Source organism: Methylobacillus methanolivorans, assembly GCF_054588515.1.
In genome coordinates, this window is the sequence record NZ_BAAILT010000004.1 from 266942 (window position 1) to 290765 (window position 23824).

22 protein-coding genes are annotated in these 23824 nt (G+C 52.5%); 11 read left to right on the forward strand and 11 right to left on the reverse strand.

Translation table 11 applies throughout. The features are described 5' to 3' along the window. Positions 1-79 precede the first annotated feature (79 nt). From thiS to mltA, 4 genes are read left to right on the forward strand one after another with little or no spacing between them, the layout of a single operon-like run. Positions 80-286, forward strand: a complete 207-nt coding sequence (thiS, locus tag LG202_RS11205; protein WP_230348457.1) for a sulfur carrier protein ThiS — start codon at positions 80-82, stop codon at positions 284-286. After that, on the forward strand, positions 287-1066 hold the full coding sequence (locus LG202_RS11210) for a thiazole synthase (protein WP_230348458.1): 780 nt from the start codon (positions 287-289) through the stop codon (positions 1064-1066). A gap of 20 nt (positions 1067-1086) precedes the next feature. Next, on the forward strand, positions 1087-1470 hold the full coding sequence (gene apaG, locus LG202_RS11215) for a Co2+/Mg2+ efflux protein ApaG (protein WP_230348459.1): 384 nt from the start codon (positions 1087-1089) through the stop codon (positions 1468-1470). Positions 1471-1473: 3 nt separating this feature from the next. Then, complete coding sequence (gene mltA, locus LG202_RS11220; protein ID WP_230348460.1) at positions 1474-2736, forward strand: murein transglycosylase A; 1263 nt, start codon at positions 1474-1476, stop codon at positions 2734-2736. Between the two features lie 272 nt (positions 2737-3008). On the opposite strand, the gene LG202_RS11225 is transcribed toward mltA, so the two are convergent. The 5 genes from LG202_RS11225 to LG202_RS11245 all read right to left on the reverse strand — a co-directional run bounded on the left by LG202_RS11225 (position 3009) and on the right by LG202_RS11245 (position 8596). Beyond that, on the reverse strand, positions 3009-5099 hold the full coding sequence (locus LG202_RS11225) for a TonB-dependent receptor (RefSeq protein ID WP_230348461.1): 2091 nt from the start codon (positions 5097-5099) through the stop codon (positions 3009-3011). 212 nt (positions 5100-5311) lie between these two features. Further along, a complete protein-coding gene (locus LG202_RS11230; protein ID WP_230348462.1) occupies positions 5312-6556 on the reverse strand; it encodes a sensor histidine kinase in 1245 nt (414 codons plus the stop codon). Continuing rightward, positions 6549-7226, reverse strand: coding sequence for a response regulator transcription factor (locus LG202_RS11235; RefSeq protein WP_230348463.1), 678 nt, complete (start codon positions 7224-7226; stop codon positions 6549-6551). Before LG202_RS11235 ends, LG202_RS11230 begins: the two co-directional genes overlap by 8 nt. A 77-nt stretch (positions 7227-7303) precedes the next feature. Next, positions 7304-8074, reverse strand: a complete 771-nt coding sequence (locus LG202_RS11240) for a DODA-type extradiol aromatic ring-opening family dioxygenase (RefSeq protein ID WP_230348464.1) — start codon at positions 8072-8074, stop codon at positions 7304-7306. A 135-nt stretch (positions 8075-8209) separates the two neighbouring features. Further along, positions 8210-8596: a DoxX family protein gene (locus tag LG202_RS11245; protein ID WP_230348465.1), complete on the reverse strand. Its 387-nt coding sequence runs from the start codon at positions 8594-8596 to the stop codon at positions 8210-8212. A gap of 106 nt (positions 8597-8702) precedes the next feature. On the opposite strand from LG202_RS11245, the gene LG202_RS11250 reads away from it, so the two are divergent. Next, entirely contained in the window at positions 8703-9575 is an 873-nt protein-coding gene (locus tag LG202_RS11250; RefSeq protein ID WP_230348466.1) for a LysR family transcriptional regulator, read from the forward strand. A gap of 62 nt (positions 9576-9637) precedes the next feature. Here the strand turns inward: LG202_RS11250 and pqqA are convergent, their stop codons facing one another. From pqqA to LG202_RS11275, 5 genes are all read right to left on the reverse strand, one after another. Continuing rightward, positions 9638-9709: a pyrroloquinoline quinone precursor peptide PqqA gene (pqqA, locus tag LG202_RS11255; protein WP_081774944.1), complete on the reverse strand. Its 72-nt coding sequence runs from the start codon at positions 9707-9709 to the stop codon at positions 9638-9640. A gap of 156 nt (positions 9710-9865) precedes the next feature. Then, on the reverse strand, positions 9866-10000 hold the full coding sequence (locus LG202_RS11260) for an entericidin A/B family lipoprotein (RefSeq protein WP_230348467.1): 135 nt from the start codon (positions 9998-10000) through the stop codon (positions 9866-9868). A gap of 97 nt (positions 10001-10097) precedes the next feature. Beyond that, positions 10098-11306, reverse strand: coding sequence for a lysophospholipid transporter LplT (lplT, locus tag LG202_RS11265; RefSeq protein ID WP_230348468.1), 1209 nt, complete (start codon positions 11304-11306; stop codon positions 10098-10100). 2 nt (positions 11307-11308) lie between these two features. Continuing rightward, positions 11309-13432, reverse strand: a complete 2124-nt coding sequence (gene aas / locus LG202_RS11270; protein ID WP_230348469.1) for a bifunctional acyl-ACP--phospholipid O-acyltransferase/long-chain-fatty-acid--ACP ligase — start codon at positions 13430-13432, stop codon at positions 11309-11311. Positions 13433-13445: 13 nt separating this feature from the next. Beyond that, complete coding sequence (locus LG202_RS11275; RefSeq protein ID WP_230348470.1) at positions 13446-13751, reverse strand: ArsR/SmtB family transcription factor; 306 nt, start codon at positions 13749-13751, stop codon at positions 13446-13448. Between the two features lie 139 nt (positions 13752-13890). Here LG202_RS11275 and LG202_RS11280 point away from each other — a divergent pair, with 139 nt between their 5' ends. The 6 genes from LG202_RS11280 (at position 13891) to LG202_RS11305 (ending at position 22732) form a co-directional block, all read left to right on the forward strand. Beyond that, positions 13891-14637 carry a 2OG-Fe dioxygenase family protein gene (locus LG202_RS11280; RefSeq protein ID WP_230348471.1) on the forward strand — a complete coding sequence of 249 codons (747 nt, stop codon included), beginning with the start codon at positions 13891-13893 and terminating at the stop codon, positions 14635-14637. A gap of 98 nt (positions 14638-14735) precedes the next feature. Further along, the gene (locus LG202_RS11285) at positions 14736-18449 is read left to right on the forward strand and encodes an EAL domain-containing protein (protein WP_230348472.1); all 3714 of its coding nucleotides are present in this window, start codon (positions 14736-14738) and stop codon (positions 18447-18449) included. Positions 18450-18532: 83 nt separating this feature from the next. Next, on the forward strand, positions 18533-18814 hold the full coding sequence (locus LG202_RS11290; RefSeq protein ID WP_230348473.1) for a DUF5666 domain-containing protein: 282 nt from the start codon (positions 18533-18535) through the stop codon (positions 18812-18814). Between the two features lie 294 nt (positions 18815-19108). Then, positions 19109-20908: a GGDEF domain-containing protein gene (locus LG202_RS11295; RefSeq protein ID WP_230348474.1), complete on the forward strand. Its 1800-nt coding sequence runs from the start codon at positions 19109-19111 to the stop codon at positions 20906-20908. A 162-nt stretch (positions 20909-21070) separates the two neighbouring features. Further along, the gene (locus LG202_RS11300) at positions 21071-21433 is read left to right on the forward strand and encodes a VanZ family protein (RefSeq protein WP_230348475.1); all 363 of its coding nucleotides are present in this window, start codon (positions 21071-21073) and stop codon (positions 21431-21433) included. 66 nt (positions 21434-21499) lie between these two features. Continuing rightward, positions 21500-22732 carry an MFS transporter gene (locus LG202_RS11305; protein ID WP_230348476.1) on the forward strand — a complete coding sequence of 411 codons (1233 nt, stop codon included), beginning with the start codon at positions 21500-21502 and terminating at the stop codon, positions 22730-22732. A 26-nt stretch (positions 22733-22758) separates the two neighbouring features. Here the strand turns inward: LG202_RS11305 and LG202_RS11310 are convergent, their stop codons facing one another. Further along, a complete protein-coding gene (locus tag LG202_RS11310) occupies positions 22759-23673 on the reverse strand; it encodes a LysR family transcriptional regulator (RefSeq protein ID WP_230348477.1) in 915 nt (304 codons plus the stop codon). Positions 23674-23824: the final 151 nt, after the last annotated feature.

A 23824-nucleotide genomic window follows, 5' to 3' on the forward strand; every position in this document is an offset into this window, starting at 1 on the left:
CTCATCTCTATATCGTTCATTTCACTTAAGCACTTAGCCGCTTTGAGCAGTGAAGGTAACTTCTTTAAGGTAGTATCAATTGATTCATCTGACCATCAATGGAAATCCACGGCAGTTCGATGTTGAACGGCTCACGGTGGGCGACCTGGTAGAAAAGCTGGGGCTGACCGGCAAGCGTCTTGCGATTGAGCGCAACGGTGAGATCGTGCCGCGCGGCAGTTTTGCCGAAGCGGTGCTGAGTAATGATGACAAACTTGAAATCGTGGGCGCAGTAGGAGGCGGTTAAATGGATACATTGAATATTGCGGGCAAGAGTTACAACTCTCGCTTGCTGGTGGGTACTGGTAAATACAAGGATTTTGAGCAGACGCGCGCGGCGATTGATGCCAGCGGTGCCGAGATTATCACGGTGGCAATCCGCCGTACCAATATTGGCCAGAATGCAGGCGAGCCCTCCTTGCTTGATTACCTGCCGCCGGAAGAATTTACTTACCTGCCGAATACGGCAGGCTGTTACAGCGCAGACGATGCCGTGCGTACCCTGCGCCTAGCTCGCGAATTGTTGGATGGCCACAAACTGGTTAAGCTTGAGGTGCTGGGCGATCCCAACACGCTCTACCCTAATATGCTGGAAACCATCAAGGCGGCGGAAACGCTGATCAAGGATGGTTTCGATGTCATGGTCTATTGTTCTGACGACCCTATCATTGCCAAGCAGCTTGAAGAGATGGGCTGTGCCGCGGTGATGCCGCTGGCATCGCTGATTGGTTCTGGCATGGGTATTCTCAATCCGTGGAATTTGCAGATCATTATCGAGAATGCCAAGATTCCTGTGTTGGTCGATGCCGGAGTGGGTACGGCCTCAGATGCCGCGATTGCCATGGAGTTAGGCTGTCAGGGCGTGCTCATGAACACTGCGATTGCCGCAGCAAAAGACCCGGTGCTAATGGCAGGTGCCATGAAGAAAGCCGTAGAAGCTGGCCGCGAAGCCTTCTTGGCTGGACGTATGCCACGCAAGCTCTACTCCGCTTCGCCTAGCTCGCCTACCAGCGGCTTGATTGGATAAGCCTAGGATAAGGAAAACAAATGACCAAGGACAAGCGCTATGCATTTTCTGTGAAGGTGGAGACAGCGTTTGTGCCTGATCAATCCGATGTAGAGCAAAACCGCTATGTGTTCACCTATACCGTGCGGATCGAGAATATCGGTAATGTGGCGGCGCAATTGATCAGTCGTCACTGGATCATCACCGATGCAGAGGGCAAAACACAGGAAGTACGTGGCCTGGGTGTCATTGGTCAGCAGCCATTGCTTCAGCCTGGCGAACATTTTCAATATACCAGCGGTACCATGCTGAGTACGCCAGTGGGTGAGATGCGCGGTTTCTATCACATCACGGCGGAAGATGGCACGCAGTTCGATAGCGAGATCGCGCCTTTTACACTCAATATGCCGCGCGTATTGCACTGATTCATGAACATCTTTTTTTATGGCTTGCGTAAGCAAGCATGGCTATTGGCATTCTTGTTAACCGCCTGCGGCGGGCATCAGCACGTCAAGGTGGAGCAACCCTGCCAGTGTCTGGAATTGCCAGCGCCCTCCTCGCCTGTTCCTGAGCAGCCCAAGCAACCACCGGCTACACAAGTGCCTACCAGCAAGATTCCTGATTATGGCTTGCTTAAGCCTGCGCATTGGCAAGACCTGGCTGGATTCGAACAGGCACAGCTCAGTGCCGCCTGGCCAGCCTGGTTGCTAGGGTGTAATACCTTGAAAAACCGCCAACCATGGCAGGCGGCGTGTGAGGCGGCTACGCGCTTGCCGCAGCGCCCTGCCGAGTCGCAGGTGCAGGCTTATTTCCAGCAATATTTCAATGTCTACCAGGCAACGACCCAGGAAGGGCGTGACGCTGGTTTAGTCACAGGCTATTACGAACCCCTACTCAAGGGGAGCCGCGTCAAGACGGCACAATATCGCTATCCACTCTATGCCCGCCCGGATGATCTGATCACTGTGGAATTGGCCGGTCTGTTTCCAGAGCTCGCCAATAAGCGCGTGCGTGGTCGTGTTGTCGGCAACAAGTTGGTGCCCTATTACACGCGCGCAGAGATAGAAAATGGCATGGCGCCAGTGGCAGGCCGTGAGCTGCTGTGGGTTAATGACCCAGTGGAATTATTCTTCCTGCAAGTGCAGGGTTCCGGCTTGGTACAGCTGGATAATGGCGAGGCCGTTCATGTTGGCTATGCTGACCAGAATGGCATGAGCTATCAATCCATAGGCCGTACTTTGGTCGAGCGTGGCGAGCTCACGCTGGATAAGGCTTCCATGCAAGGCATCAAGCAATGGGGGCGACAAAACCCTGCTAAGTTGCAGGAATTGCTTAATACCAACCCCAGCTATGTCTTCTTCCGTGAATTGCCGCCTAACCTGCCTGGCCCCCTGGGCGCATTGGGCGTACCTATCTTGGCAGAACGTGTCATTGCGGTTGATCCCAAGTTTATTCCGCTAGGTGCGCCGGTATTCCTCGCGACCACCTATCCGAATAGCAGTACTCCTCTTAATCGCCTGGTGTTGGCACAGGATACCGGTGGTGCGATCAAAGGTGGCGTGCGTGCCGACTTCTTCTGGGGAGCGGGCGATGCTGCAGGTCAGCAGGCAGGAGCCATGAAGCAGGAAGGACGCATGTGGGTCTTGTTGCCCAAGGGCTTTGTGTTGCCAGAAGCTGCCAATAAAAAATAGGGCAGATATGCTGGTGGGATTGGGCCTGCCTATCTTACTTTCTCAAGATGCCTGTAAGGCAAACTATTACGCGGCAATGTCGCTGTTTATTGCTACCACGTTGCATCGTAGTCTCTGTGAATTCGTGAGCGTTGCTAACTCACATGGTGACGCTGGTGGCTGTCTGTGCTGAATGCTATTCCAGTCACTGATCAGGCATCCATAAAAAAGGCCGACATCATCAGATGCCGGCCCGTCTTAACCAACTACTTTACAATACAGATCTGTGTCGATCAGAAGTTATAGATCAAGGTCGCTCTGGCCAGGGTAGGTGCGCCTGGAGTGATGTTGTTGGCATTATGCGCATACAAGTAGTAGTCCTTATTAAGCAGGTTTTCCACGTTGATTTGCAGGCGCAGATTTTTGTCTAGCTGGGCGAACACCGCGCCATCAAGGCGGGTGTAGCCAGGCAGTGTCACCGAAGTGGTGGCTGTGGGTGTAGCGGCATACATTTCGCTGCGGCTAATGATGCCCAGGCCAACGCCCCATGTCTCGTTGATGTCGTAACGGTTCCATAGCGAGAAGGAGTGACGTGGCACCAGGCCAACATCGGTACCGGTCAGAATGCGAGAGCTGCTGCTGTTGGCACCCACCTGGCTGGAAATTTCCGCATCCTGGTAAGCATAGCCACCAGCCACGCTCCAGGCGGAGGTGAGCTTGCCATTCAAACCCAGCTCAATGCCTTTGCTTTCCTGCCCATCAATCTTGATGAATTGGCCCGTGACGACAGGATCATTGGTGACCTGATTGAGGCGCTCCAGTTTGTACACGGCGGCGGTGAACGCTAGCTCAGGGGTGATATCCCACTTGGCACCGATTTCGTAGTTCTTGAATTTCTCGGGATCGAAGCTCTTGTTATCAGCAGTCAGGCCGGAAAGCTGGTCACCACCTTGTGGTACATAGGCTTCGCTGTAGCTTGTGTACAGCGACAGTGCTGCCAATGGTTTATAGATCACGGCAGCGCGTGGTGCCCACAGGTCATCACTGGTCTTGATCTTGTGGTTGGCAGCCCCGGAGGCCAACCTGTCGTTGCGGTAATCCGTGTCGAAATCGTCATAACGCAGGCCAACAATGGCTTGGAATTGCTCATTGAACTTGATCTGGTCCTGGAAATACACGGCCTGGGTTGTGGTGACGGTGTGGTTGTCAGCATCGGTCGTGCTTTGGCGGAAAGTCACTGGCAGATTGGTGGTAGGGTTAGCGAGCGAGACGGTAGTGCTGGTGGCACTATTATTAAAATAGCCCGTCTCGCGGAAGTTGGTTGTCACCTGGCGGCTCAGTTCCACACCAGACATCAGCTCATGTTCTACGCTGCCAGTGGTGGCCTTGTAGATGAAGTCAGTCTGGTTGAACAAGCTATCGCGCTCGGTGGCATTGTTGTAGGCGGATAGACTCAATGTGCCACTATTACTGACGGCGCTACCAGCAAACACATTCTGGTAAAACTTGTTGTAATCCGCATAACGCGTGCGGTTGCGCAGAATGATGCCATTGTCGAACGCATGTTCAAGCAAAGCATTGAAAGCGCTGACTTCGGTGTGGGTTGGGCTCTTGCGGGCATTGCCGAAGAAGGTGGAATCCTTGGTGTCGACCGGGCGGCCGTTGAAAGAAGGAATGCCGCGGTCAGCAGTGCGTTCATCCTTGAAGTATTCCACCCCTAAAACGATTTTGGTTTTGTCGCTAGGTTTCAGGGTGATGGTTGGGTTGATGGCTTTGCGTTCAAGTGATACGCCATCACGGTAACTGTTGCCATCTTCATACATGGCGTTGATACGTATGGCGGCGGCGTCATTGATCGCTTGGTTGTAATCCACTGTACCGCGCGCCTGGTCGAACATGCCGTATTGCAGGGAGACTTGGCGGATATCAGTCCAGCCAGCTTCCTTGCTTACCCGGTTGATCAGACCGCCAGCACCGCCGCGACCAAAGGTCATGCCGTTTGGCCCTTTCAGCACCTCAACGCGTTCGATGTTGTAGAGGTCGCGATAATATTGCACATCATCACGCACGCCATCAATGAAGAAATCGCCAGTGGTGGTCATGCCGCGGAAGATGAAAGTCTCGCGGTTGCCTTCACCCTGGGCTGCGCCTACGCCTGGGACATAACGTACAACATCAGCAAGATTTTGCACGGCCTGGTCGCGCATCAGTTCAGGTGTAGCAACGGTGAGCGATTGCGGAATGTCACGCAGCTCGGTGTCGGTACGTGTGGCAGTGCGGCTGCGCTTGATAACGTAGCCTTGGGTGATCGCGTGTTCGGCTTTTTCGACCACTTGCACTTCCGGCAACGTGGTGGCGCTGTCATCGGCGGCGTGTGCAGACATGCAGCTAAAAGCCATCGCGATACACGCGACAGCGGGTTTGACCCGGAATGAGCAAGGACGGTGTTGCATCTGAAAACTCCCAATTGAAATATCGAAGTCGATCTGCTGCTTAATATGTAGCAACTAAATCGAGATGAATTTGATAATTGTTATCAGATGCAATAGTGAATGAGGTGGCGTTAAGTGATGGTCATAACAATGTTAAATTTATGTTAAGGCGCAAGCCGTATCTGGAAAATACTGCCTTCTTGCGGGCGCGATGTGATGTGTAGTGTCCATTGTTGCCGCTGGCAGATGCGCTCTACCAGCGATAAGCCAAGACCAAGGCCATTGCCGCGGGCAGTTGGTCCCCGCGTGAATGGGCTGAGGATGAGGGCTTGGTGTTCTGCTGCAATGCCGACACCGCTATCCTCAATCGTAAAGCCATGTGCATCCACGATGAGGCGGGCGTGGCCTTGCTCGGTGTAATGCAGAGCATTGCGCAAAAGGTTAGACATGACGGTTTCCAGGAACACTTGGTTGTAGCGGGTGTTTGAATGTACATGCGCTACGAATTCAAGTCGCAGGCCTTTCTTGTTGAATTCCGGTAGCCATTTCTCGTATTGCACCTGGGCGCATTCGGCAGTGGTGATGGCGCGGGTGGCAGTTTCCTGGTGTTCCTCGCGAGCCAGGGCGAGAAAGGTTTCTACCAGGCTGATCATGTCTAGGCACGCACCGTGAATGCGCGACCATTGTCCCCGCTGCGCTTCCTGCAAGGCCGGGTTGGCCAACATGACTTCGCATGAGGTGCTGATCACCATCAATGAGGTGCGTAGCTCATGGCTGACGTCACTGGTGAACAAGCGTTCGCGGCGTAGCGATTGCCTGAGTTTTTCCAGCGTGTCATTGAGTACTGTGGCTAATTGCCCGACTTCATTGTTGCCATAGTTTTCATGTGTAGCCGTGGGATGTAACGGATCCTTACCTACATCTCTGGCCAGTCGACGGATAGGCGTCGTGATACGTCGCGCCAGGAACCAGCCCAACCAAGCTGCGGGCAGCAGGCTGAAAACAAAGCCTGCTGCTATGCCATTGAAGATATGTTCTTCCAGCTCCTCAAAATCCTGTTGTTCTTGTACAACGATATATTCCTCACCTTGCTGAGTTGCTTTGTAAGCATAGAAAATACCTCGCTCATCGACGATCTCGTTGTAGCCATCTTTCAGGTGACTAAATTTGGCGGGAATCGGGTGGTGAATGTCGTTGGAGGCGAAAAACTGCAAGGCTGGGTCGTTCTGCCAATGAGCCTGATTTTTTTGATACAGCGGCAGCATATGGGCTAGGTCTTGCGTAACCAGTTTTTCTTCCAGGAAGAAAAACATCTGCACCATGGAGAGCGAAAATAACCCACTGACTGTCAACGTGAGTAACAGGAAGGCGAGCATGATGTGCGCCCGCAGCGACCAATGCTTAAACATGGTGTTCGGAAAGCTGGTAGCCGATACCGCGCAGGGTGTGGATCAGCGGTGTATCGAATGGTTTGTCGACAATGGTGCGCAGCTGGTGCATGTGCGTACGCAGGCTGTCGCTTTCTGGTACGTGATCTCCCCAAACCAGCTCCTCCAGGGCCTGGCGCCGCACGATGGCCGGGCTACGCTGCATCAACACCTGCAATAGCTTCAGGCAGATCGGGTTGAGGCGCAATGCAACACCAGCACGGCTGACATGCAGGGTATCAAGATCGTATTCCAGGTCAGCAACACTTAATAATGTATGGCTTCGGCGCTGGCTCCGTCGCACGATGGTTTCTATACGCGCAGCCAATTCGGCCAGGGCAAATGGTTTAAGCAGGTAATCATCGGCTCCTGCGCGTAAGCCCTGCAGTCGGTCTGGCAAGGCATCGCGCGCTGTAAGCATGATGATGGGTGTATCCATGCGAGCATCATCACGCAAGCGCTTGCAGAATTGGTATCCATCCATCCCTGGCAGCATGACATCCAGCACGATGATATCGAAAGTCTGCGTAACTGCTAGATGCAGGCCCGTGACACCATCCTGTGCGCAATCTACCTGATGCCCGTGCAAGGCCAGATAATCCATGATATTGGCCAGGATGTCTGGATGATCCTCAACGACAAGTATGCGCATGCTGACTGTGAAAAAGGACTAATTGTAAACGCGTATCGTAATGACTCCATTATGCCAATACAAGCCTTGTCGGCACATCATGGCCATAGATAAGCATCCATGGCCAAGAAGCCGTAGGTTGTTTCAGGCTGGTGGCGCGTGCTGTGTTTGCCTGCGGCGGCACCCAAAGCAACAAACAGTGGCATGAGATGATCTTCATGCGGGTGTGCCCGTATGCCACCGGGTGCTAGCTTGCGGTAATTCAGCAGGGATTCAATGTCATTCTCGGCTATTTTCTCCGCCATCCAATCACTGAACGCCTGAACATAATGCAGTGCCTCTGCATGACGGTCTGCGGTGAAGAAATCATGCAGGTTATGCGTGATGGCACCTGAGCACATGAGCATCAATTTCTGCGACTGTAGGCTGGCCAATACCTGGCCAAGCGCATAGTGTGCCCGTGGCCCGGCATGGCTTTGTATGGAAAGCTGGGTAACAGGGATGTCGGCATCGGGATACATCAACATCAAGGGCACCCATGCCCCATGATCCAAACCCCGAATGGGGTCTATATTGACCGGGATGTTATGTAGCGCGAGTTTTTCTGCAACACCCTGGGCCAGTTCAGGTGCACCCTGAGCGGGGTATTGCATCTCGTACATGGCAGGCGGGAAACCACCGAAATCATGGATGGTTTCTGGATGCGGTGCAGTACTAATGCGCGGTTGCTGGGTATCCCAATGTGCGGAGACGGCCAGGATAGCTTCTGGACGCGGCAAGGATTGCCCCAGCGCTGCGAGCAAGTCACCTGTTTTCCCTGGCTCAAGTACCAGGGAGGGTGCGCCGTGCGAAATGAATAAAGTGCTCATGCAATTACTCCTATCTTGAGGCGTTGTTCCTTCCTCGGTTTACCTTAGTTGGCTCTGGCTGATATGTATTACATGCCACGAGTATGAACAGGGTTGATCCACCGTGCCAGAGGCCCGGTGGCGAGGGTACTGCTGCTAGCGGCGATAGGCATCTACGCTCAACCCGCCTGCACCGTGTGCTGCGATTTGCAATAGGCCACCAGTGATCGCCAGGTTCTTGAGGAACATGATGGTCTGCATTTGGTTATTCAAGTCGAAATGGAACATGAAAGCAGTGGCCAATGTAAATAGGGCGATCAGTAGTGCCACCAGGCGTGCACGATAGCCAATCAATAATGCGGTGGCCAGGCCCAGCTCTACCAGCAGGGCAATGGCATAACCCAGTTCGGGCAATGGGGCACCCGTGCTGCTGATGAAGGCGATAGTGCCAGTAGGGTCTGCCAGCTTGCCGAAACCGCTGATGATGAAGATTGCTGCCAGTAGTGCACGGCCAATGAGCGTGGTGAAGTTTGTCGTGGTCATGATGTTTCCTTGGATGTTGTTGAGAAGATGGAAACATTGTATTTTGTGGATGATAAATTGATAATCCGGTTTTTATTGGTAAAACTGTCCATTATAAGTTGACAATATGAATCAGCTTGAACAAATGCGTATTTATGTTGAAGTGGTGAAAGGCGGTAATTTCACCATCGCAGCCACCCGCTTGGGAATCAGTAAGCAACTGGTTAGCCGCCGGGTGATGGAGCTTGAGGAAAGACTAGGTGCGCGTTTGTTGCATCGCACCACGCGCAAGCTATCACTGACCGAGCTGGGTCGTGAGTTCTTTACGCGTTGTCTCGCTATCTTGCAGGAGATTGATGAAGCAGAACAGGCCATCTCGAATAGTACCGGGAAGCTACGTGGCTTGTTGCGTATCTCTGCCCCGGTGTCATTCGCCAGTATGGTGCTGTCGCCTGCCTTGAATCACTTCATGCAGCTACATCCCAAGCTGGAAGTGGTGCTGGACGTGGATAACCGCATGGTGGATGTCATAGGCGAGGGATATGACATGGTGATCCGCATTACCAAGCAGCCGGATGACGGATTGGTAGCGCGCAAGTTGATGGGGTCAGCACTGATTTATTGCTGTAGCCCAGCTTACCTAGCTCAATATGGCGCACCACAATCCCCCACCCAGCTAGGACAACACCGCTGTATCACGGCACGTGCGGGGGAATGGGTGTTCATGGATGCAGGTGAGCAAATCAAGCTGCAAGTGCATCCGGTATTGCGCTCCAACCATGGCGAGGTCATGTGTGAGGCGGCAGTAGCTGGGTTAGGCATTGTAGGCTTGCCGGAGTTTTACGTGAAAAAAGCGCTAGAGCGGGGGGAGTTGTTGCCAATCCTGCGCGAGTACACTGCTGATATTGGTGCTGTGTATGCGCTATATCCGCAGCATAGGCAGGCTTCCCTGATGGTGCGGAGCTTTGCAGATTTTTTGCAGGAATGGTTTAAGACGTAGCAGAAGCTATAAAAGCAAATGGGAGCATTAAGCTCCCATTCAGTTCATGTACTGCAACAATCTTAGCGATTGCAAACGTACATAGTTACTTCAAAGCCGAAACGCATTTCGGTCACTTCTGGCTTGGTCCACATGATAAAGCTCCTTTAAGTAGTTCTATGGTTCGGGGTTGTAACCGTTTTGCAAACTGCAGAACGTGAACCAAACTCTACGCTTGCCCGGTAAGCTTGACATGCGTGCCAGTCATTAAAACCAGCTCATGAAAATCATGAGCGTGAACGAAATAACGCTTATTTATTGCGATCAGCGGCGTTTTCCAGCTTTTCTCCACCACGCTGGATATCCTGCCCAGCGCCCTTCATGGTGTTACAGCCAGTCAATGCGATGAGTCCGCACAACATCAGGAACGCAGTGAATTTTTTCATGGTGCTCTCCTTGGTCAAGTAATGAGGTGTTGGCAATATAGTCGCTTTAGCTCAGCAGCAGATTCAGCCATCGGCTGAATGATATGTAGGAGGGGGCCTACTTGCCTGTTTGCCTGATACGCAACCAAGCCAGCGTACCAATCGCCACAAATACCAAGCTACCTATGGTCACGGTAATCGGGATGACCGGGAATTGTTGTTTGCTCAGTAGGATGTAGAGTCCCATCATTAACAGCATGCTGATGTTCTCGAACAGGTTCTGGATGGCGATAGCATGGCCGGCACCAACCGAAGCATGGCCTCTTTCTTGTAGCAATGCATTGAGCGGGACGGCATAAAAGCCACCGAGAAAGCCGATCAGCAGTAACCAGGCAATCGCGATGTAAAGATTGCTGCTATAGGCAAATGCCACGATCACCAAGCCGATCAACACACCGGCCGGTAAGGCGCGGTTGACGCTGCGCAAGCTGACCCAACGTGCGGCAGCCACCGCCCCAAGGGCGATGCCGATGGCGACGGCGCCGCTAAGGTTGGCGGCTGTGCTGAGGTCTTGAATATTCAGGGCGACTGGTACCCAGGCCACCAACAGGAAGCGCAAGGTGCTGCCTGCTCCCCAGAAAATGCTGGTGCCGATAATGGAAAACCTGGCATCTGTATCCTGCATGAGTTTGCGCGTCGCTTGAATAAAATCGCGGCACATCGCAAGTGGTGCAAAGGTGCTGAGCGGATGCGATGGCGGTAGTCTTGGAATCAAGAGGTTGATTGTTGCCGCAAGCAGGTAGCTGGCCGCAACAGCGTAAAGTGCCCCGGCTAGCCAGTAATCCGCGAGCCAGCCACCCAGCACCGCACCGAGCAGAATGGCAACAATGGTTGAGCCTTCCATCAAGCTGTTGGCCTTGACCAGTTTATCCACTGCGACCAGCTCGCTGAGAATGCCGTACTTGGCGGGGGAATAAGCTGCTGCACCCAGGCCGACCATGCCATAGGCCAAGAGGGGATTGAGGCCGGTCAGCATGGCGGCGGCACCAAGGAACTTCATGCCGTTGGCGATCAGCATCACGCGTCCCTTGGGCAAGGTATCGGCGAAAGGCCCGGCAAATGGTGCGAGGATGATGTAGGCAATCACAAAGAATTCTTGCAACAGCGGCACTTGCCATGCCGGTGCGCTACCCGCCTTGAGCAAGGCGATGGCGGCAAACAGCAAGGCGTTGTCTGCAAGTGCGGAGAGAAATTGGGCAGTCATCACCGCCAGCATGCCGCGGCTGAGCAGTGAAGTTTGCGTGTTCAAGGAGGCATGGGCGGTCATGGTTATCTTTCGTTTTCTGCCATTTGCTTGAGAGTGACGTAATCAATCTTGCCAGTGCCTAGTAGTGGCAAGGCCTTGATCACGATGATCTTACGCGCAATCGCCAGCTCGCTGCTGCCAGAATGGCGAGCAGCATGGGCCAGCGCATCGCGGGCGAGTGCGGCATCGGTGGTATACAGCACGATATTCTCGCCGCGTTGTGTGTCAGTTTGTGTGGTTGCCGCATGTTGATGATCGGGAGAGGCGTGTTGGGCAAGCATTTCCACTGTTTCTAGTGACACCATCTCGCCTGCGACCTTGGCAAAGCGCTTCACACGCCCCTGGATGGTGACGAAACCACGGGTATCAACGCTGACAATGTCACCAGTGTCGTACCAGCCATCTTGCGGTGTTACCAATTGGCCTGGTTTGTCATAGAAGTAATACCCCAACATGACATTAGGCCCTTTGACCTTGAGTAGGCCGCCGTTATCGATGCCGGGCACTGTGTCCAGTTGATGTTCCAGCCCTGGCAATAACATGCCGACACTGCCTGCCTGCTGGGCCATGGGTGTATTGACGGCTAGCACTGGGGCACATTCGGTTGCGCCATAACCTTCGAGGATGCGAATGCCAAATTTGTCCATCCAGGTCTTGCGCACTTCATTGCTAAGTTTTTCCGCACCGGCGACGACATAGCGCATCTTGTAGAAGTCATAAGGATGGGCAAATTTTGCGTAGTTGCCGAGGAAAGTGCTGGTGCCAAACAGCGCCGTGCATCCACGGTCGTAAATCACTTCGGGAATAACGCGGTAGTGCAGCGGTGAAGGGTAGATGAATACCTTGCTGCCAGAGACCAAGGGCATGATGCCGCCACAAGTGAAGCCAAAGGCATGAAACAGCGGCAATGCCATCATGAATTTGTCTCGATGCGAGAAATCAATCACGGCGCGGATCTGTGCGATGTTGGCAAGAATACTGCGGTGGCTGTGTACTACGCCCTTAGGCTTGCCCTCGGAGCCGGAGGTAAAGAGCACCACCGCTGGTGCATCGGGATTGTGGGCCAGGGCAATGCGTCTTGGAAAACGCAGCGCATAGAGCATCAGCCAGAGTTTATCCGTGAGGCTGAATGTGCTGCGCATATCCTCAAGGTAAACCAGCTTGAGGTTGTGCAGTTTTTCGACGGTATCAACCAGCTTTGCAGTCTCCAGGAACTTGCGCGAGGTGATGACGGTGGTGATATTGGCGGCGATGCAGGCGTTCTGCATACCGCTGGTGCCAGCGGTGTAGTTGAGCATGGCAGGGATGCGGCCTAATGCGCTCATGCCGAAAATGAGGCATACCGTATTGGTGACGTTAGGCATCAGCACGCCTATGATTTCACCTTGTTCACTGACCTTGCTGGCAATGCGCCCCAGCGCCAGACTTTTCTTGAGGATGGTGCCGTAGTCCTCTTCCACCTGCTGCATATCCTCCACCAACTTGCGTTTGCGGCCATAAGTATTCATTGCATCAAGCAGGGAGCCATACAAGGTGTTGCTTGGCTCGGAGGCAAACATCATGTGCTGCATGATGCCTTGCATCTTTTCACCCGCCAAGCGTCGCCTTTGCTTGGCACTGGGGGCTTCTGGCATTGGGATGGAAGTAGCTGGCAGGATGTGCAGGGAGATTTTTGGGAACAACTGGCGTGGGAAGTCACGCTCCAGACGGCTGAACCAACTTTTAGCTGCCCCACGAATGCGTACAGGCAGGATAGTCGCCCCGGTCTTGGCCGCGACAAAGGCCGGGCCGTCATAGACTTTCATGAGGCTGCCGGTCAGTGTAATGCGTCCCTCCGGGAAAATCATGACGGACTCACCGGCTTCGAGCAGGCGGATGACTTTCTTCATTGCAAGTGGGCTATTGGTATCAACCGCAAGATGTGGAACGTAACTCAATACCCAACGGAAGAACCAGTTGTCGAGTACCGTGGTATGCACAACAAACGTGGTGTGAATCGGCAAGAATAATCCCAGCAGGAAGCCATCAAGAAAAGATTCATGATTGCTGATGATAAGTAGCTTCTCGGCAGCAGGAATGTGCTGCTGGCCTGAGACCTCAATGCGAAACAGCAGGCGCGTAATAGCTCTGGTGAACGACAATAACATGGCGTGCTCCGGGTTAGATGTCTTGTTGGATATAGTTGAGTACGTTTTGCAGCGCGGTTTGCATGCAGTCTTTGTCTATGGAAAACAGGACCTCTTTGCCTACCTTTTCACTGCGTAATGCACCACCTTGCTCCAGCACCTTGAGGTGATGGGTGATGGCGGTGCGGCTCAGGGTTGAAGCTGCTGCGATCTGGCCGATGCTCAGGCGCTCACCCGGTTCAAACGACAGCAGGATGCGTTGACGATGGGCATCGCCTAATGCAACGAAGAGATTGGAAATGTTTTGCCATTCGGCTGGAATATCAACGGAAGTTTTCATAACTAAATAATTAGTTATATAGTGATGTTTGTCAATAAGTTTTTTTCAAAGAATGGCCGTGATTCGCTAATATGCTAGATAGATCGCAGGATATGTTGGGATGCCTGTCAATGTGAAGAACCAACGCCCGGCAGTTTGAATGAGTGAAAAGCTTTTGATGCAGGTAAATGATACGTTAGGCCTTTGCGACAAGATCGCAATGGATGGATTCAGCTTTGTGCCTGGAGAGCAAATAAAGCAATGGCTGTTGGCTTCCAGCGCCGATGCCTTGCTGGATTGGCAGACATTTGATGCCAGCTGGGAGGGGATGCCGCTGGATGAATATATGGCAGATGGCGGGCGTTATCGTCGCCGTCGTTTTGCGACGTTGAGTGCAAATGCTAATGGCCCTATCGTGCTGGAGCCGCACCAGCCGCATTACCAGAGTCGTGAATATAATTCTTTGAATGGCGGTGTTGCGCGTATCTATGAGCCTATTCCTGTGGATTTGATTCATGGGCACACCATGCAGGGTGTGTTGCAGCTCAGCCGCGATTTATTTAGCCGCTTGCGTCCACAGGCGAGTTGGCATATTGAGGCACATCAGTTCCGCATTGAGGCTAACCAGAAAGAGCACGGTCAGCCTGCACCAGAAGGTGTGCATCGCGATGGCGTTGATTATGTCTTGGTGATGATGATCAAGCGCGTCAATATTTCCAGTGGCACTACCACGTTGCATAGCCTGGATAAGCGTGTGCTGGATAGTTTTACATTGACCAATCCTTTGGACTGGGCGTTGGTAGATGACAAGCGGTGTATGCATGGCGTGACGCCAGTTGAGCAGATTGATGCCAATAGTCCAGCATACCGGGATGTGCTGGTTGTGACGTTTACGGATAAATCCTGAGCAGAAATGGGTTCGTGTTCCTCTTGGAATTAAGATTTTGTCATGGAAATTTTCCATAAGCTGACGTGTTGACGTGATTGCTGTGGGGAAGAAGGAATATGGACTATTCAATACATCATGTCGTGATGCGTGTCATGTTGCTGTCTTTGCTACTGGTGAGCGGACAGGTGTTTGCCGAGCCGCTGGAGAAAGTCAGATTACAACTCAAGTGGTATCACCAATTCCAGTTCGCTGGCTACTATGCTGCGCAGGCGCAGGGATATTATCGGGATGAAGGCCTTGACGTCGAGATCGTTGAGGCTGATATGCAGCATTCCTCGGTCGATAGGGTGGTATCAGGAGTTGCCCAGTATGGAGTAGGAGATGCCGAGATTGTGGTCGCTCGTATTCAAGGGCAGCCGATTGTTGCCCTGGCTGCTATTTTCCAACATCCTCCTCATGTATTACTCAGCAAGAAATCCAGTCATATTCGCAGTCCAGCCGATTTGGTTGGTAAGCGAGTCATGCTTGCCAATACCGCATGGCATGATGCACAGCATCGTGCACTGTTGCTCAAGCATGGTATTGATCCGCAGGAATTAACGATTCTGCCGCAGAGTGGCAGACTGGAAGACCTGCTCGAGGACAAAGTAGATGCCATTTCTGCTTATGCCACCGTTGAGCCTTTGCGGATGACCGAGCTTGGTGTTGAGTCCTCCATGATGATGGCGATGGATTTTGGTATTGATTTCTATGGTGACACCCTGTTTACCAGTGAGGCCGAGTTAAAACAGCATCCACAACGGGTAGACGCATTTGTGCGTGCTAGTCTGAAGGGCTGGAAATATGCTCTTGCTAACCCACACGAGATTGCGCAATTGATTTTGCGCATGCCCTCTGCCAGAAAACCTACCCCCACCCTCAAGCAGTTATTGTATGAAGCTCAGGAGATGGAGCACTTCACCTTGCCGAATGTGGTTGAGTTAGGCCGTATGTCACGTGCTCGCTGGGAGTTCATCGCCCGTATTTTTGCTGACTTGGGCCTGATTGAGCCGGGTTATTCCCTGGATGGCTTTATTTGGCAGGAAGAAAAAGACAATTCGTACCTGATGAAGTGGTTTGCCGGTGGTGCGGGGTTGGTAGGATTGATCGCGGGCCTTGTATTGCTGTGGAACTTGCAGATGCGTCGAAAAGTACGTGAGCGCACCGAGGCCCTGCATGCTGAAATCCACCAACGGCAGTTGGTTGAGCAAGAGCTTAAGGTTAGCCAGGAGCAGGTGCGGCTGACTTTTCATAGTGCCCTTGCGGGTATTGCCATGGTGGGGATTGACGGACGTTTTCTGCTAGTGAACCCGGCATTTTGTGCGATGGTGGGTTATTCCGAAGATGAGTTAAAGCAATTGTATTGCCACGATCTCGATGATGAGCGGGATAAGGTAGTCGCGCGAAATAACCGACAGCGGTTGTTGACTGGCGAGATTGATTCCTCTGTGGCTGAGAAGCGCTACAGGACTAAATCTGGTCATCATATCTGGGTGCGGATTAGCGCGACCTTGCTCAAGAACGCAGATGGAAGTCCACGTAATCTAATCAAGGTTGTGGAAAATATTGCGCAGCAGAAGCGTCAAGAAAACCTGCAAGTTGAACAACAATATTTATTGGAGCGTATTGCCGCTGGTGCAGAGCTAGACGATGTGTTGCTGGCAACGGTAGGGCTGATAGAAAAACAATATCCAGGCGTGCTGTGTTCCATCATGTTGCTTGACCAGCCAAATGTCCTGGGTAGGGCCATTGCCCCTCATTTACCTGGCCGTTATTTGGATAAGCTCAAAGGCATGCAGATTGGGCCGACAGTAGGGTCCTGCGGTACAGCTGCCTATGAGCGCCGAACTGTAGTGGTCTCCGATATCCAGCAGGATACCTTGTGGAAGGATTACCGGGATCTGGCCAAGCGTTTTGGTTTGCGTGCATGTTGGTCTATGCCTATCTTGTCGCGTAGCCAGCAAGTGCTTGGTACATTTGCCGTCTATGCTCGTGAGGTGCGTGTGCCTGAGCAGCGTGAAATGGATTTGGTGAGTGCATGTTCACATATTGCCGGGATTGCGATCGAGCGGCATCAAGCTGAAGAGCAGCTCAAGCTACTGGAGACCAGTATTGCCAGGCTAAATGATATTGTGCTGATTGCCGAGGCAGACCCGGAGGGCATCAAGAGCCCGCATATCATTTTTGCCAATAAGGCATTTGAGCGTTTGACGGGGTATGCTGCTTCAGAGGTGATAGGCCACGATCCTGGATTGCTGAATGGGCCGAATACGCAGATAGAAGAATTACGGCGCGTCAAGGCATTGCTCAAACAGGGCGAGTCTGTTCGTACAGAGCTGATCAATTACAAGAAAAACGGCGAAGAAATCTGGCTGGAAATGGATATTCTGCCGATCGCGAACAACGCAGGTGTATTTACCCACTGGGTGGCTGTGGAGCGTGATATTACCGAGCGTAAGGCCGCAGAGAGGAGAATCCAGCATCTGGCCTTCTACGATATGCTAACCAACCTACCCAATCGATTATTGTTGTTGGACAGGTTGGAGCAGGCATTGCTGAATGGATTGCGGCTGAGTCGTTCAGGCGCCTTGCTGTTTCTTGATTTGGACAACTTCAAGACACTGAATGACACCCATGGCCATGACTTTGGTGACATGCTGCTGGAGCAGGTCGCGCAACGCCTGCTTGGCAGTGTTCGTATCACAGATACTGTGGCTCGTCTCGGAGGGGATGAGTTTGTCGTCGTCGTGGAAAACCTGAGTGAGCAGGTGAACGAGGCAGCCCAGGAAGCCAGCCTTGTGGCAGACAAGATTTTATTAGCCTTAAGTCAGCCATTTAAATTGTCTGGCTACGAACATTACTCCTCTTGCAGCATTGGCGTGGCGATGTTTTGCAATGATCAGCAAGTGACCGTGGAGGAATTGCTGAAGCGTGCGGACGTGGCGATGTATGAGGCCAAGGCTGCTGGGCGTAATACCTTCCGTTTCTTTGACCCGGCCATGCAGGCCTTGATCACCCAGCGGGCGGCGATGGAAGAGGACTTACGCCAGGCCTTGCGGCGTGATGAGATGCGCTTGTATTACCAGCCCCAGGTAGATCACTACGGAAAGTTGCTTGGAGCAGAGGCATTGATACGCTGGGAGCATCCGCAGCAAGGCTTGCTGGCGCCGGTGTCGTTTATTGAGCTTGCTGAGGAAACAGGCTTGATTCTTCCGATTGGGGAGTGGGTGCTCAAGACCGCATGCCTGCAGTTGGTAGCTTGGGCTGGGAGGCAAGAAACAGCCAGCTTGTGCCTTTCTGTCAATGTGAGTGCGCGCCAACTTCATCAGCATGATTTCATTGACCGCGTGTTTGCCATCCTCAAGGAAACTGGGGCTAATCCGCAATATCTCAAGCTTGAGCTTACGGAAAGCACCCTGGTGGAGAATGTGGAGGAAATGATCATCAAGATGAATACCCTAAAGGCCATGGGGGTGAGTTTCTCCATGGATGATTTTGGTACTGGTTATTCTTCACTGACCTATTTGAAGCGATTGCCGTTGTCGCAACTCAAGATTGACCGTTCTTTTGTGCGCGATGTGCTTATTGATAGCAACGATGCTTCTATTGTACAAACTATTATTGCTCTGGGTCGCGGGCTGGATATTGAAGTCGTGGCGGAGGGGGTGGAGAGTCGCGAGCAGCAATTATTCCTAGAGCAACATGGATGCCGGGAATATCAAGGATACTTGTTTGGCAAACCGCAGCCGGTTGAGCAACTGGAACAGGAGTTCGGTCTAGCCAAAAATTGACAATAGTGGATTTTTTGGGAACTATTCCTCTGGATATGTGCATTTTTTCACATATTTTTTGTATCTACATGAGGAGATGTGCCATGAAAAGAACTCTATGTTTAAGTCTCGCTACTGCCTTGCTCGCTGGGATGGCGTTCAGTACCCAGGCTGCAGAAGAAGAGTTTTACGGTGTGATTGAAAGCCGTCCACAAACTGCTATCGGTACTTGGGTGGTGTCGGGGCGTAAGCTGGATGTGACCAAAAAGACCGAACTTGAAGAAAAGCATGGCCCGCTGGTTGTTGGTGCGTGTGTCGAGGTTGAAATTGAAGACGGCTTGGTGGAAGAAATCGAAACCAAGAAAAAGGAAAAGTGTGCCAAGTAGCACACTATTGCCTCACAACATTGTGTGAGTCACCAGTCATCAAGCGGGCACCTAGCGTTTATACCTTGGCGCTGTGTTGCGCGCCTGATGGCTGTTTATCCCTCATGAGTTGTCAAGCCTGCCAGCTATTCTAGCGACCCTTTTATCCCGAATTCGCGAATTTCCGGGGTGAAAATCTGTTTGATCCATATATTGCATTGCCCTGATTAGGGATATGCTAGTCGCCATGACTGCATGGGGCAGTCTCTTGGCCATGATGGCCAGCTTCACCATTTGTTTGAAGATTGAGCGATCATGCAAGCACCTGCCTCCGCCATTGAGATTGCGCGCCAGACCCTGATACAACTTTCCTCGCGCAAAATACCTCCCACGCCAGATAACTTCCGTATCGTTTACGACGAAATTGCTGGCGTGAAATCCATTGATCAGGCCAATGAGTTAGCCAACGCCTTGAATGAAGTATTGCTGGTGGCTGGAGTACAAAGTCCTAAATACTTGGCGGCAGCACAGGCGATCAAACAGTCTGTGGATGCTGGCAATTGGGCCCGCTTCAAGGAACAGCTAGGTAACTTGTTGCCGCAGGCTGGTGCGAAAGAGGAGGTGACTTGGCCCACGGCATTGCGGCATTTGCTTAAGCAACTGGAAGCCAGCCACAAGGGCGTGACCCTTAGCCGCAAACGCGAGGGTTTGCAGCGCCTGTTGACCAATTTTGAGCAGGACCCAGCATTGCCGCAGAAGGTTCATGCCCTGGCAAGCTCTTGGGGTGCAGGCATGAGTGAGGACCTGGTGGAGGATGCACCACAATTGGATCCCACAGGCCTGCCTGCATTTTCTGCTCCAACGGAAAGCGAACGTGAGCCAGCACGTGTCTACTATGCCCGCATCGCAGACCATTGGCGCAATATGCTGATGCGTACCATCAAGCTCATCGTGATTCCCCAGCTTGCGGCATGGCCAGAAATGGCACAAAAAGCCGAGGCCTTGCTGGAGGATATTCGTATTGCCTATGCGGAAAACGATGTATTGAAACAAGCAGAAACACTGAAGTCAGTGCTATTCACGCTGGAAATGCACGGTGATACCCAGCAGCGCACTCATGAAGGTTTGTTGCAATTGCTACGTTTGCTGACGACTAGCATGAACGAGCTAGTGATGGAGGATCAATGGCTGCATGGACAGACCATGATCGTGCAAGAGCTGCTGCAAAGGCCGTTGTCGCTGGATATGCTTTATGACGCTGAAAGTAGCCTGAAAGAGCTGATCTTCAAACAAGGGCAACTCAAGCCACGCTTGCTGGACGCACGGGATTCGATGAAGAAGATGGCTGAAGTATTTGTTGGGCGTTTGGCGGACTTGGTAGACAGCACCAATGAGTACCAGGAGAAAATCGACCATTACAAGCAGAAGATCACAGCGGCAGAGGATATTGTCGAGTTGAATGCCTTGATTGACCGCATGCTGGAAGATACTCGTAGTATCAGCTTCAATATTCGTCAGTCGCGCGAGATACTCACGGAAACCCAGCAGCGAGTGATTGAGTCTGAGCGCCTAGTGCAGGAACTGACCGCCAAGCTGGAGCATGTGAATGAAGTTGCCCACGAGGATTTCCTTACCGGCACCCTGAACCGGCGAGGTATGGAGCAGGCACTTGAGCGCGAGTTTGATCGTGCCAACCGTCATGCCACGCGTTTGAGCCTGGCGATGATGGATATTGACCATTTCAAGCACTTGAATGATCAGCTTGGACATGCCACGGGCGACAAGGCACTGGTACATTTATCCAAGGTGATCAAGGAGTCATTGCGCAGCACCGATGTGCTGGCTCGCTATGGTGGCGAAGAGTTCATCATTATCCTGCCAGGCACCGGGGAGGCAGAAGCGGTCGAGATCATGAAGCGCGCCCAGCGTGACCTCACACGTAATTTCTTCATGCTCAATAATGAGCGCGTGCTCATCACCTTCAGTGCTGGTGTGGCAGAGCGTGAGCAAGATGAGCTTGCCGAGGCGTTATTGCCCCGGGCGGATCGGGCGCTATATCACGCCAAGCAAGCGGGCCGTAACCTGGTCATTGGCGCAGCGGATATTGCTTCGTGATGTACATTGGGCATGATCATCGTGACTTTGCTATGACACTGCTGGCATAGACTCTGCATGCATCACGCATGGTCGCTGGTCCATGGCTATGCTAGCATCATGGGACTTCTCCATGGCCAATCATCGTGATGCCTTCATTTGTTAATAACCTGAAATACGCTATTGATTACACTTAAACGCCTGAAGTACCTTGCACTGGGCATGCTGATCCTTTTGGTTGCTGGCATTTTTATTGGCGGTGAAGCACCTGGGGCCGGGTCTCTATTCCCTCCACCTTGGGATAAAGTGGTGCATTTCTTCGCTTTTGGCACTATCGGGGTGCTTACGGGGCTGGCTTTTGTCCGGTTGCCTTTGTTAGCGGTATGGATCATTGTGGTGGCATTGGGTGCCGCAGATGAATTGCATCAGCTCTTTATCGAAGGGAGGCAAGCCGGCCTGGATGATTTGGTTGCTGATGCCTTGGGTGGGCTGGCTGCGTTGCCGGTTATTGTCTTGTTAAGGCGCTGGTTGAGTCGATATTCCTGAGCGCTGTTGCAGCGAAAATGGATTGCCGTGATGTCATGAATCCGGCGCATTCTTTACAATAGCAGCATGTCTTCTGCTGCCTCTTTCCCGTTACGCAATATTGCGTTCCTCAAACTACTGGCTTTTCGCGTCAGCATCACGTTTTCTTACCAGATCATGGCCGTGGTAGTCGGCTGGCACATTTACCAGATGACGCGTGATCCTTTGTCGCTCGGTCTGATCGGGTTGGCCGAGGTGATTCCTTATTTTTGCACTGCACTGTTTGCTGGATATGCGGTTGATCATTATTCACGTCGTATGTTTGGCGTCATGGCAAGTGTGGTGTTGGTGGTCAATGCCTTGGTGCTGGCTGCTATTGCGGCAGGATGGTGGCTGCATCCGGGTGAGTCATCACTGTTCATCTATTTTTCGATCGCCTGCGTTGGCTTTGCACGCGCATTTATCGGCCCGTCTTATAGTGCTTTGTTTGCCTTAGTATTGCAGCGCCAGCAATTTGCACGAGCAGCGAGCATAGGTAGTTCCGTATTGCAAACTGGGCTGGTACTCGGCCCTGCTATCGGTGGTGGCATGATTGCGCTGGCTGGTATCAGTGCGGCATATGCCTGTTCCGCAGTTTTTGCTGGAGTTGCCGTGTGTGCCATGCTGAGCTTGAAAGTCAAGGAGCCAGTGGTTGAACACAGTGCACCGGTATTTGCCAGCATTGCCCAGGGCTTGCGTTTTGTCTTCAGCAATCAGGTGATGCTGGGGGCGCAAGCGTTGGATATGTTCGCGGTGTTGTTCGGTGGTGCGGTGGCCATGTTGCCGATGTTTATTCACGATGTATTTCAGCATGGGCCGGAAGGGTTGGGGATATTGCGTGCTGCGCCTGCCATTGGGGGCATTGCTACTGGTATCTGGCTTACGCATCACCCCATCAATCGCCGCGCTGGCAGAATATTGCTGATAGCAGTGGCCGGGTTTGGGCTGAGCATCATTGCCTTTGCCTTGAGTGGGAGTTTCTGGCTCGCCGCTTTCCTGTTGTTGTTGTCGGGGATTTGCGATGGCGTGTCGGTGGTTGTGCGTACTACCATCATGCAATTGGTGACGCCGGATGACATGCGTGGGCGCGTGTCCGCGATCAATGGCATCTTTATTGGTTCTTCCAATGAGCTGGGGGCATTCGAGTCAGGCATCGCCGCTAGGCTGATGGGCCTGGTGCCATCGGTGATCTTTGGCGGTGCCATGACGATGGCGGTAGTGGGTATAGTGGCGCGTTTTGCCCCCAGGTTAAGCCGCCTCAATATGCGCGATCTGCATTGAGGGCATCACAAACGCCTATTAGCGTGTTAGCGCAACGTGGGGAAATAAGCCGGGTCGCTGAGTGCCTGCACCAGTGCATCGTAAACCAGGCGTATACGTTCTGGTACTGGGCCACGACGTGGGCGGTAGATATTCAAGTCCCAGCCCGGGGCAGCAAATTCATCCAGCACGCTGACTAGCTCGCCTGATCTCAGTTGCGGCATTACCAGTGGTGCACCAATCTGGGCAAAACCTACACCATTCAGCACCAGTGAAACCTCGCTATCGGAATCATCAATAATGAAGCTGGTGCGCTGTGGGTTGATCTGCTGGCCGTCGGTAAAGAACCAGGGCCAATGCTTGCCACTACTTTTGTCGACAAGGGCAATGGTGGGTAATTGGTGTAGGTCCTCCAATGTTTTGGGTTTGCCGACTTTTGCCACTAACTCTGGCGTGGCAACGATGAGGAACGATACCTTGGCCAGCACGCGTGCCACGAAGCTGCTGTCGCGCAGGAAGCCAACCCGCACTCCAATATCAATCTGCTGTTCTACCACGTCGCTGTGCATGTCCGAGAGGCGCAGGTCGATGGTGATGTGGGGATGCTCTTTTGCAATCTTGCTGAGGAGCGGCTGCAGGAAATGCTTGCCTATCACCACGGGGGCGGTGATGCGCACAACGCCACCAAGTGCTTGCTCCTGCCGTTTGCCGCTGGTGATGAATAAATCATCCACGCTGCTGATGGCATCGCGTCCGCGCAAGGCCAATTGCTCGCCAAACTCGGTAATGCGGATTTGCCGCGTGTTGCGGTAGAACAATGGTTCACCAAGCAGGGATTCCAGTTCCTTGATCGCTCTTGTGACGGCTTGCGGCGAGATGCCTAGCCGGGCTGCTGCCTCCTTGAAACTGGAGGCTTCTGCCGTCATGCAAAAGATGCGCATCATTTCCAGCCGATTGAGCATAACAATTTCCGGTGAGTGTTGAAAATTAATTATTCCATAAAGTGGAATTCTAAAATAAATATATTTCCATTTATAGAACAGGGGAATTTCAGCATACTCGACGCATCCTATTGATAGTAAACGATATATTTATTTATATATAGCGTTTGCC

What these genes read in the sequence shown, in the direction of transcription:
- LG202_RS11210 (WP_230348458.1), top strand. Translation starts at nt 287, where the DNA reads ATGGATACATTGAATATTGCGGGCAAGAGTTACAACTCTCGCTTGCTG.
- apaG (WP_230348459.1), top strand. Translation starts at nt 1,087, where the DNA reads ATGACCAAGGACAAGCGCTATGCATTTTCTGTGAAGGTGGAGACAGCG.
- mltA (WP_230348460.1), top strand. Translation starts at nt 1,474, where the DNA reads ATGAACATCTTTTTTTATGGCTTGCGTAAGCAAGCATGGCTATTGGCA.
- LG202_RS11225 (WP_230348461.1), bottom strand. Translation starts at nt 5,099, where the DNA reads ATGTCTGCACACGCCGCCGATGACAGCGCCACCACGTTGCCGGAAGTG.
- LG202_RS11230 (WP_230348462.1), bottom strand. Translation starts at nt 6,556, where the DNA reads ATGTTTAAGCATTGGTCGCTGCGGGCGCACATCATGCTCGCCTTCCTG.
- LG202_RS11235 (WP_230348463.1), bottom strand. Translation starts at nt 7,226, where the DNA reads ATGCGCATACTTGTCGTTGAGGATCATCCAGACATCCTGGCCAATATC.
- LG202_RS11240 (WP_230348464.1), bottom strand. Translation starts at nt 8,074, where the DNA reads ATGAGCACTTTATTCATTTCGCACGGCGCACCCTCCCTGGTACTTGAG.
- LG202_RS11245 (WP_230348465.1), bottom strand. Translation starts at nt 8,596, where the DNA reads ATGACCACGACAAACTTCACCACGCTCATTGGCCGTGCACTACTGGCA.
- LG202_RS11250 (WP_230348466.1), top strand. Translation starts at nt 8,703, where the DNA reads ATGAATCAGCTTGAACAAATGCGTATTTATGTTGAAGTGGTGAAAGGC.
- LG202_RS11260 (WP_230348467.1), bottom strand. Translation starts at nt 10,000, where the DNA reads ATGAAAAAATTCACTGCGTTCCTGATGTTGTGCGGACTCATCGCATTG.
- lplT (WP_230348468.1), bottom strand. Translation starts at nt 11,306, where the DNA reads ATGACCGCCCATGCCTCCTTGAACACGCAAACTTCACTGCTCAGCCGC.
- aas (WP_230348469.1), bottom strand. Translation starts at nt 13,432, where the DNA reads ATGTTATTGTCGTTCACCAGAGCTATTACGCGCCTGCTGTTTCGCATT.
- LG202_RS11275 (WP_230348470.1), bottom strand. Translation starts at nt 13,751, where the DNA reads ATGAAAACTTCCGTTGATATTCCAGCCGAATGGCAAAACATTTCCAAT.
- LG202_RS11280 (WP_230348471.1), top strand. Translation starts at nt 13,891, where the DNA reads ATGAGTGAAAAGCTTTTGATGCAGGTAAATGATACGTTAGGCCTTTGC.
- LG202_RS11285 (WP_230348472.1), top strand. Translation starts at nt 14,736, where the DNA reads ATGGACTATTCAATACATCATGTCGTGATGCGTGTCATGTTGCTGTCT.
- LG202_RS11290 (WP_230348473.1), top strand. Translation starts at nt 18,533, where the DNA reads ATGAAAAGAACTCTATGTTTAAGTCTCGCTACTGCCTTGCTCGCTGGG.
- LG202_RS11295 (WP_230348474.1), top strand. Translation starts at nt 19,109, where the DNA reads ATGCAAGCACCTGCCTCCGCCATTGAGATTGCGCGCCAGACCCTGATA.
- LG202_RS11305 (WP_230348476.1), top strand. Translation starts at nt 21,500, where the DNA reads ATGTCTTCTGCTGCCTCTTTCCCGTTACGCAATATTGCGTTCCTCAAA.
- LG202_RS11310 (WP_230348477.1), bottom strand. Translation starts at nt 23,673, where the DNA reads ATGCTCAATCGGCTGGAAATGATGCGCATCTTTTGCATGACGGCAGAA.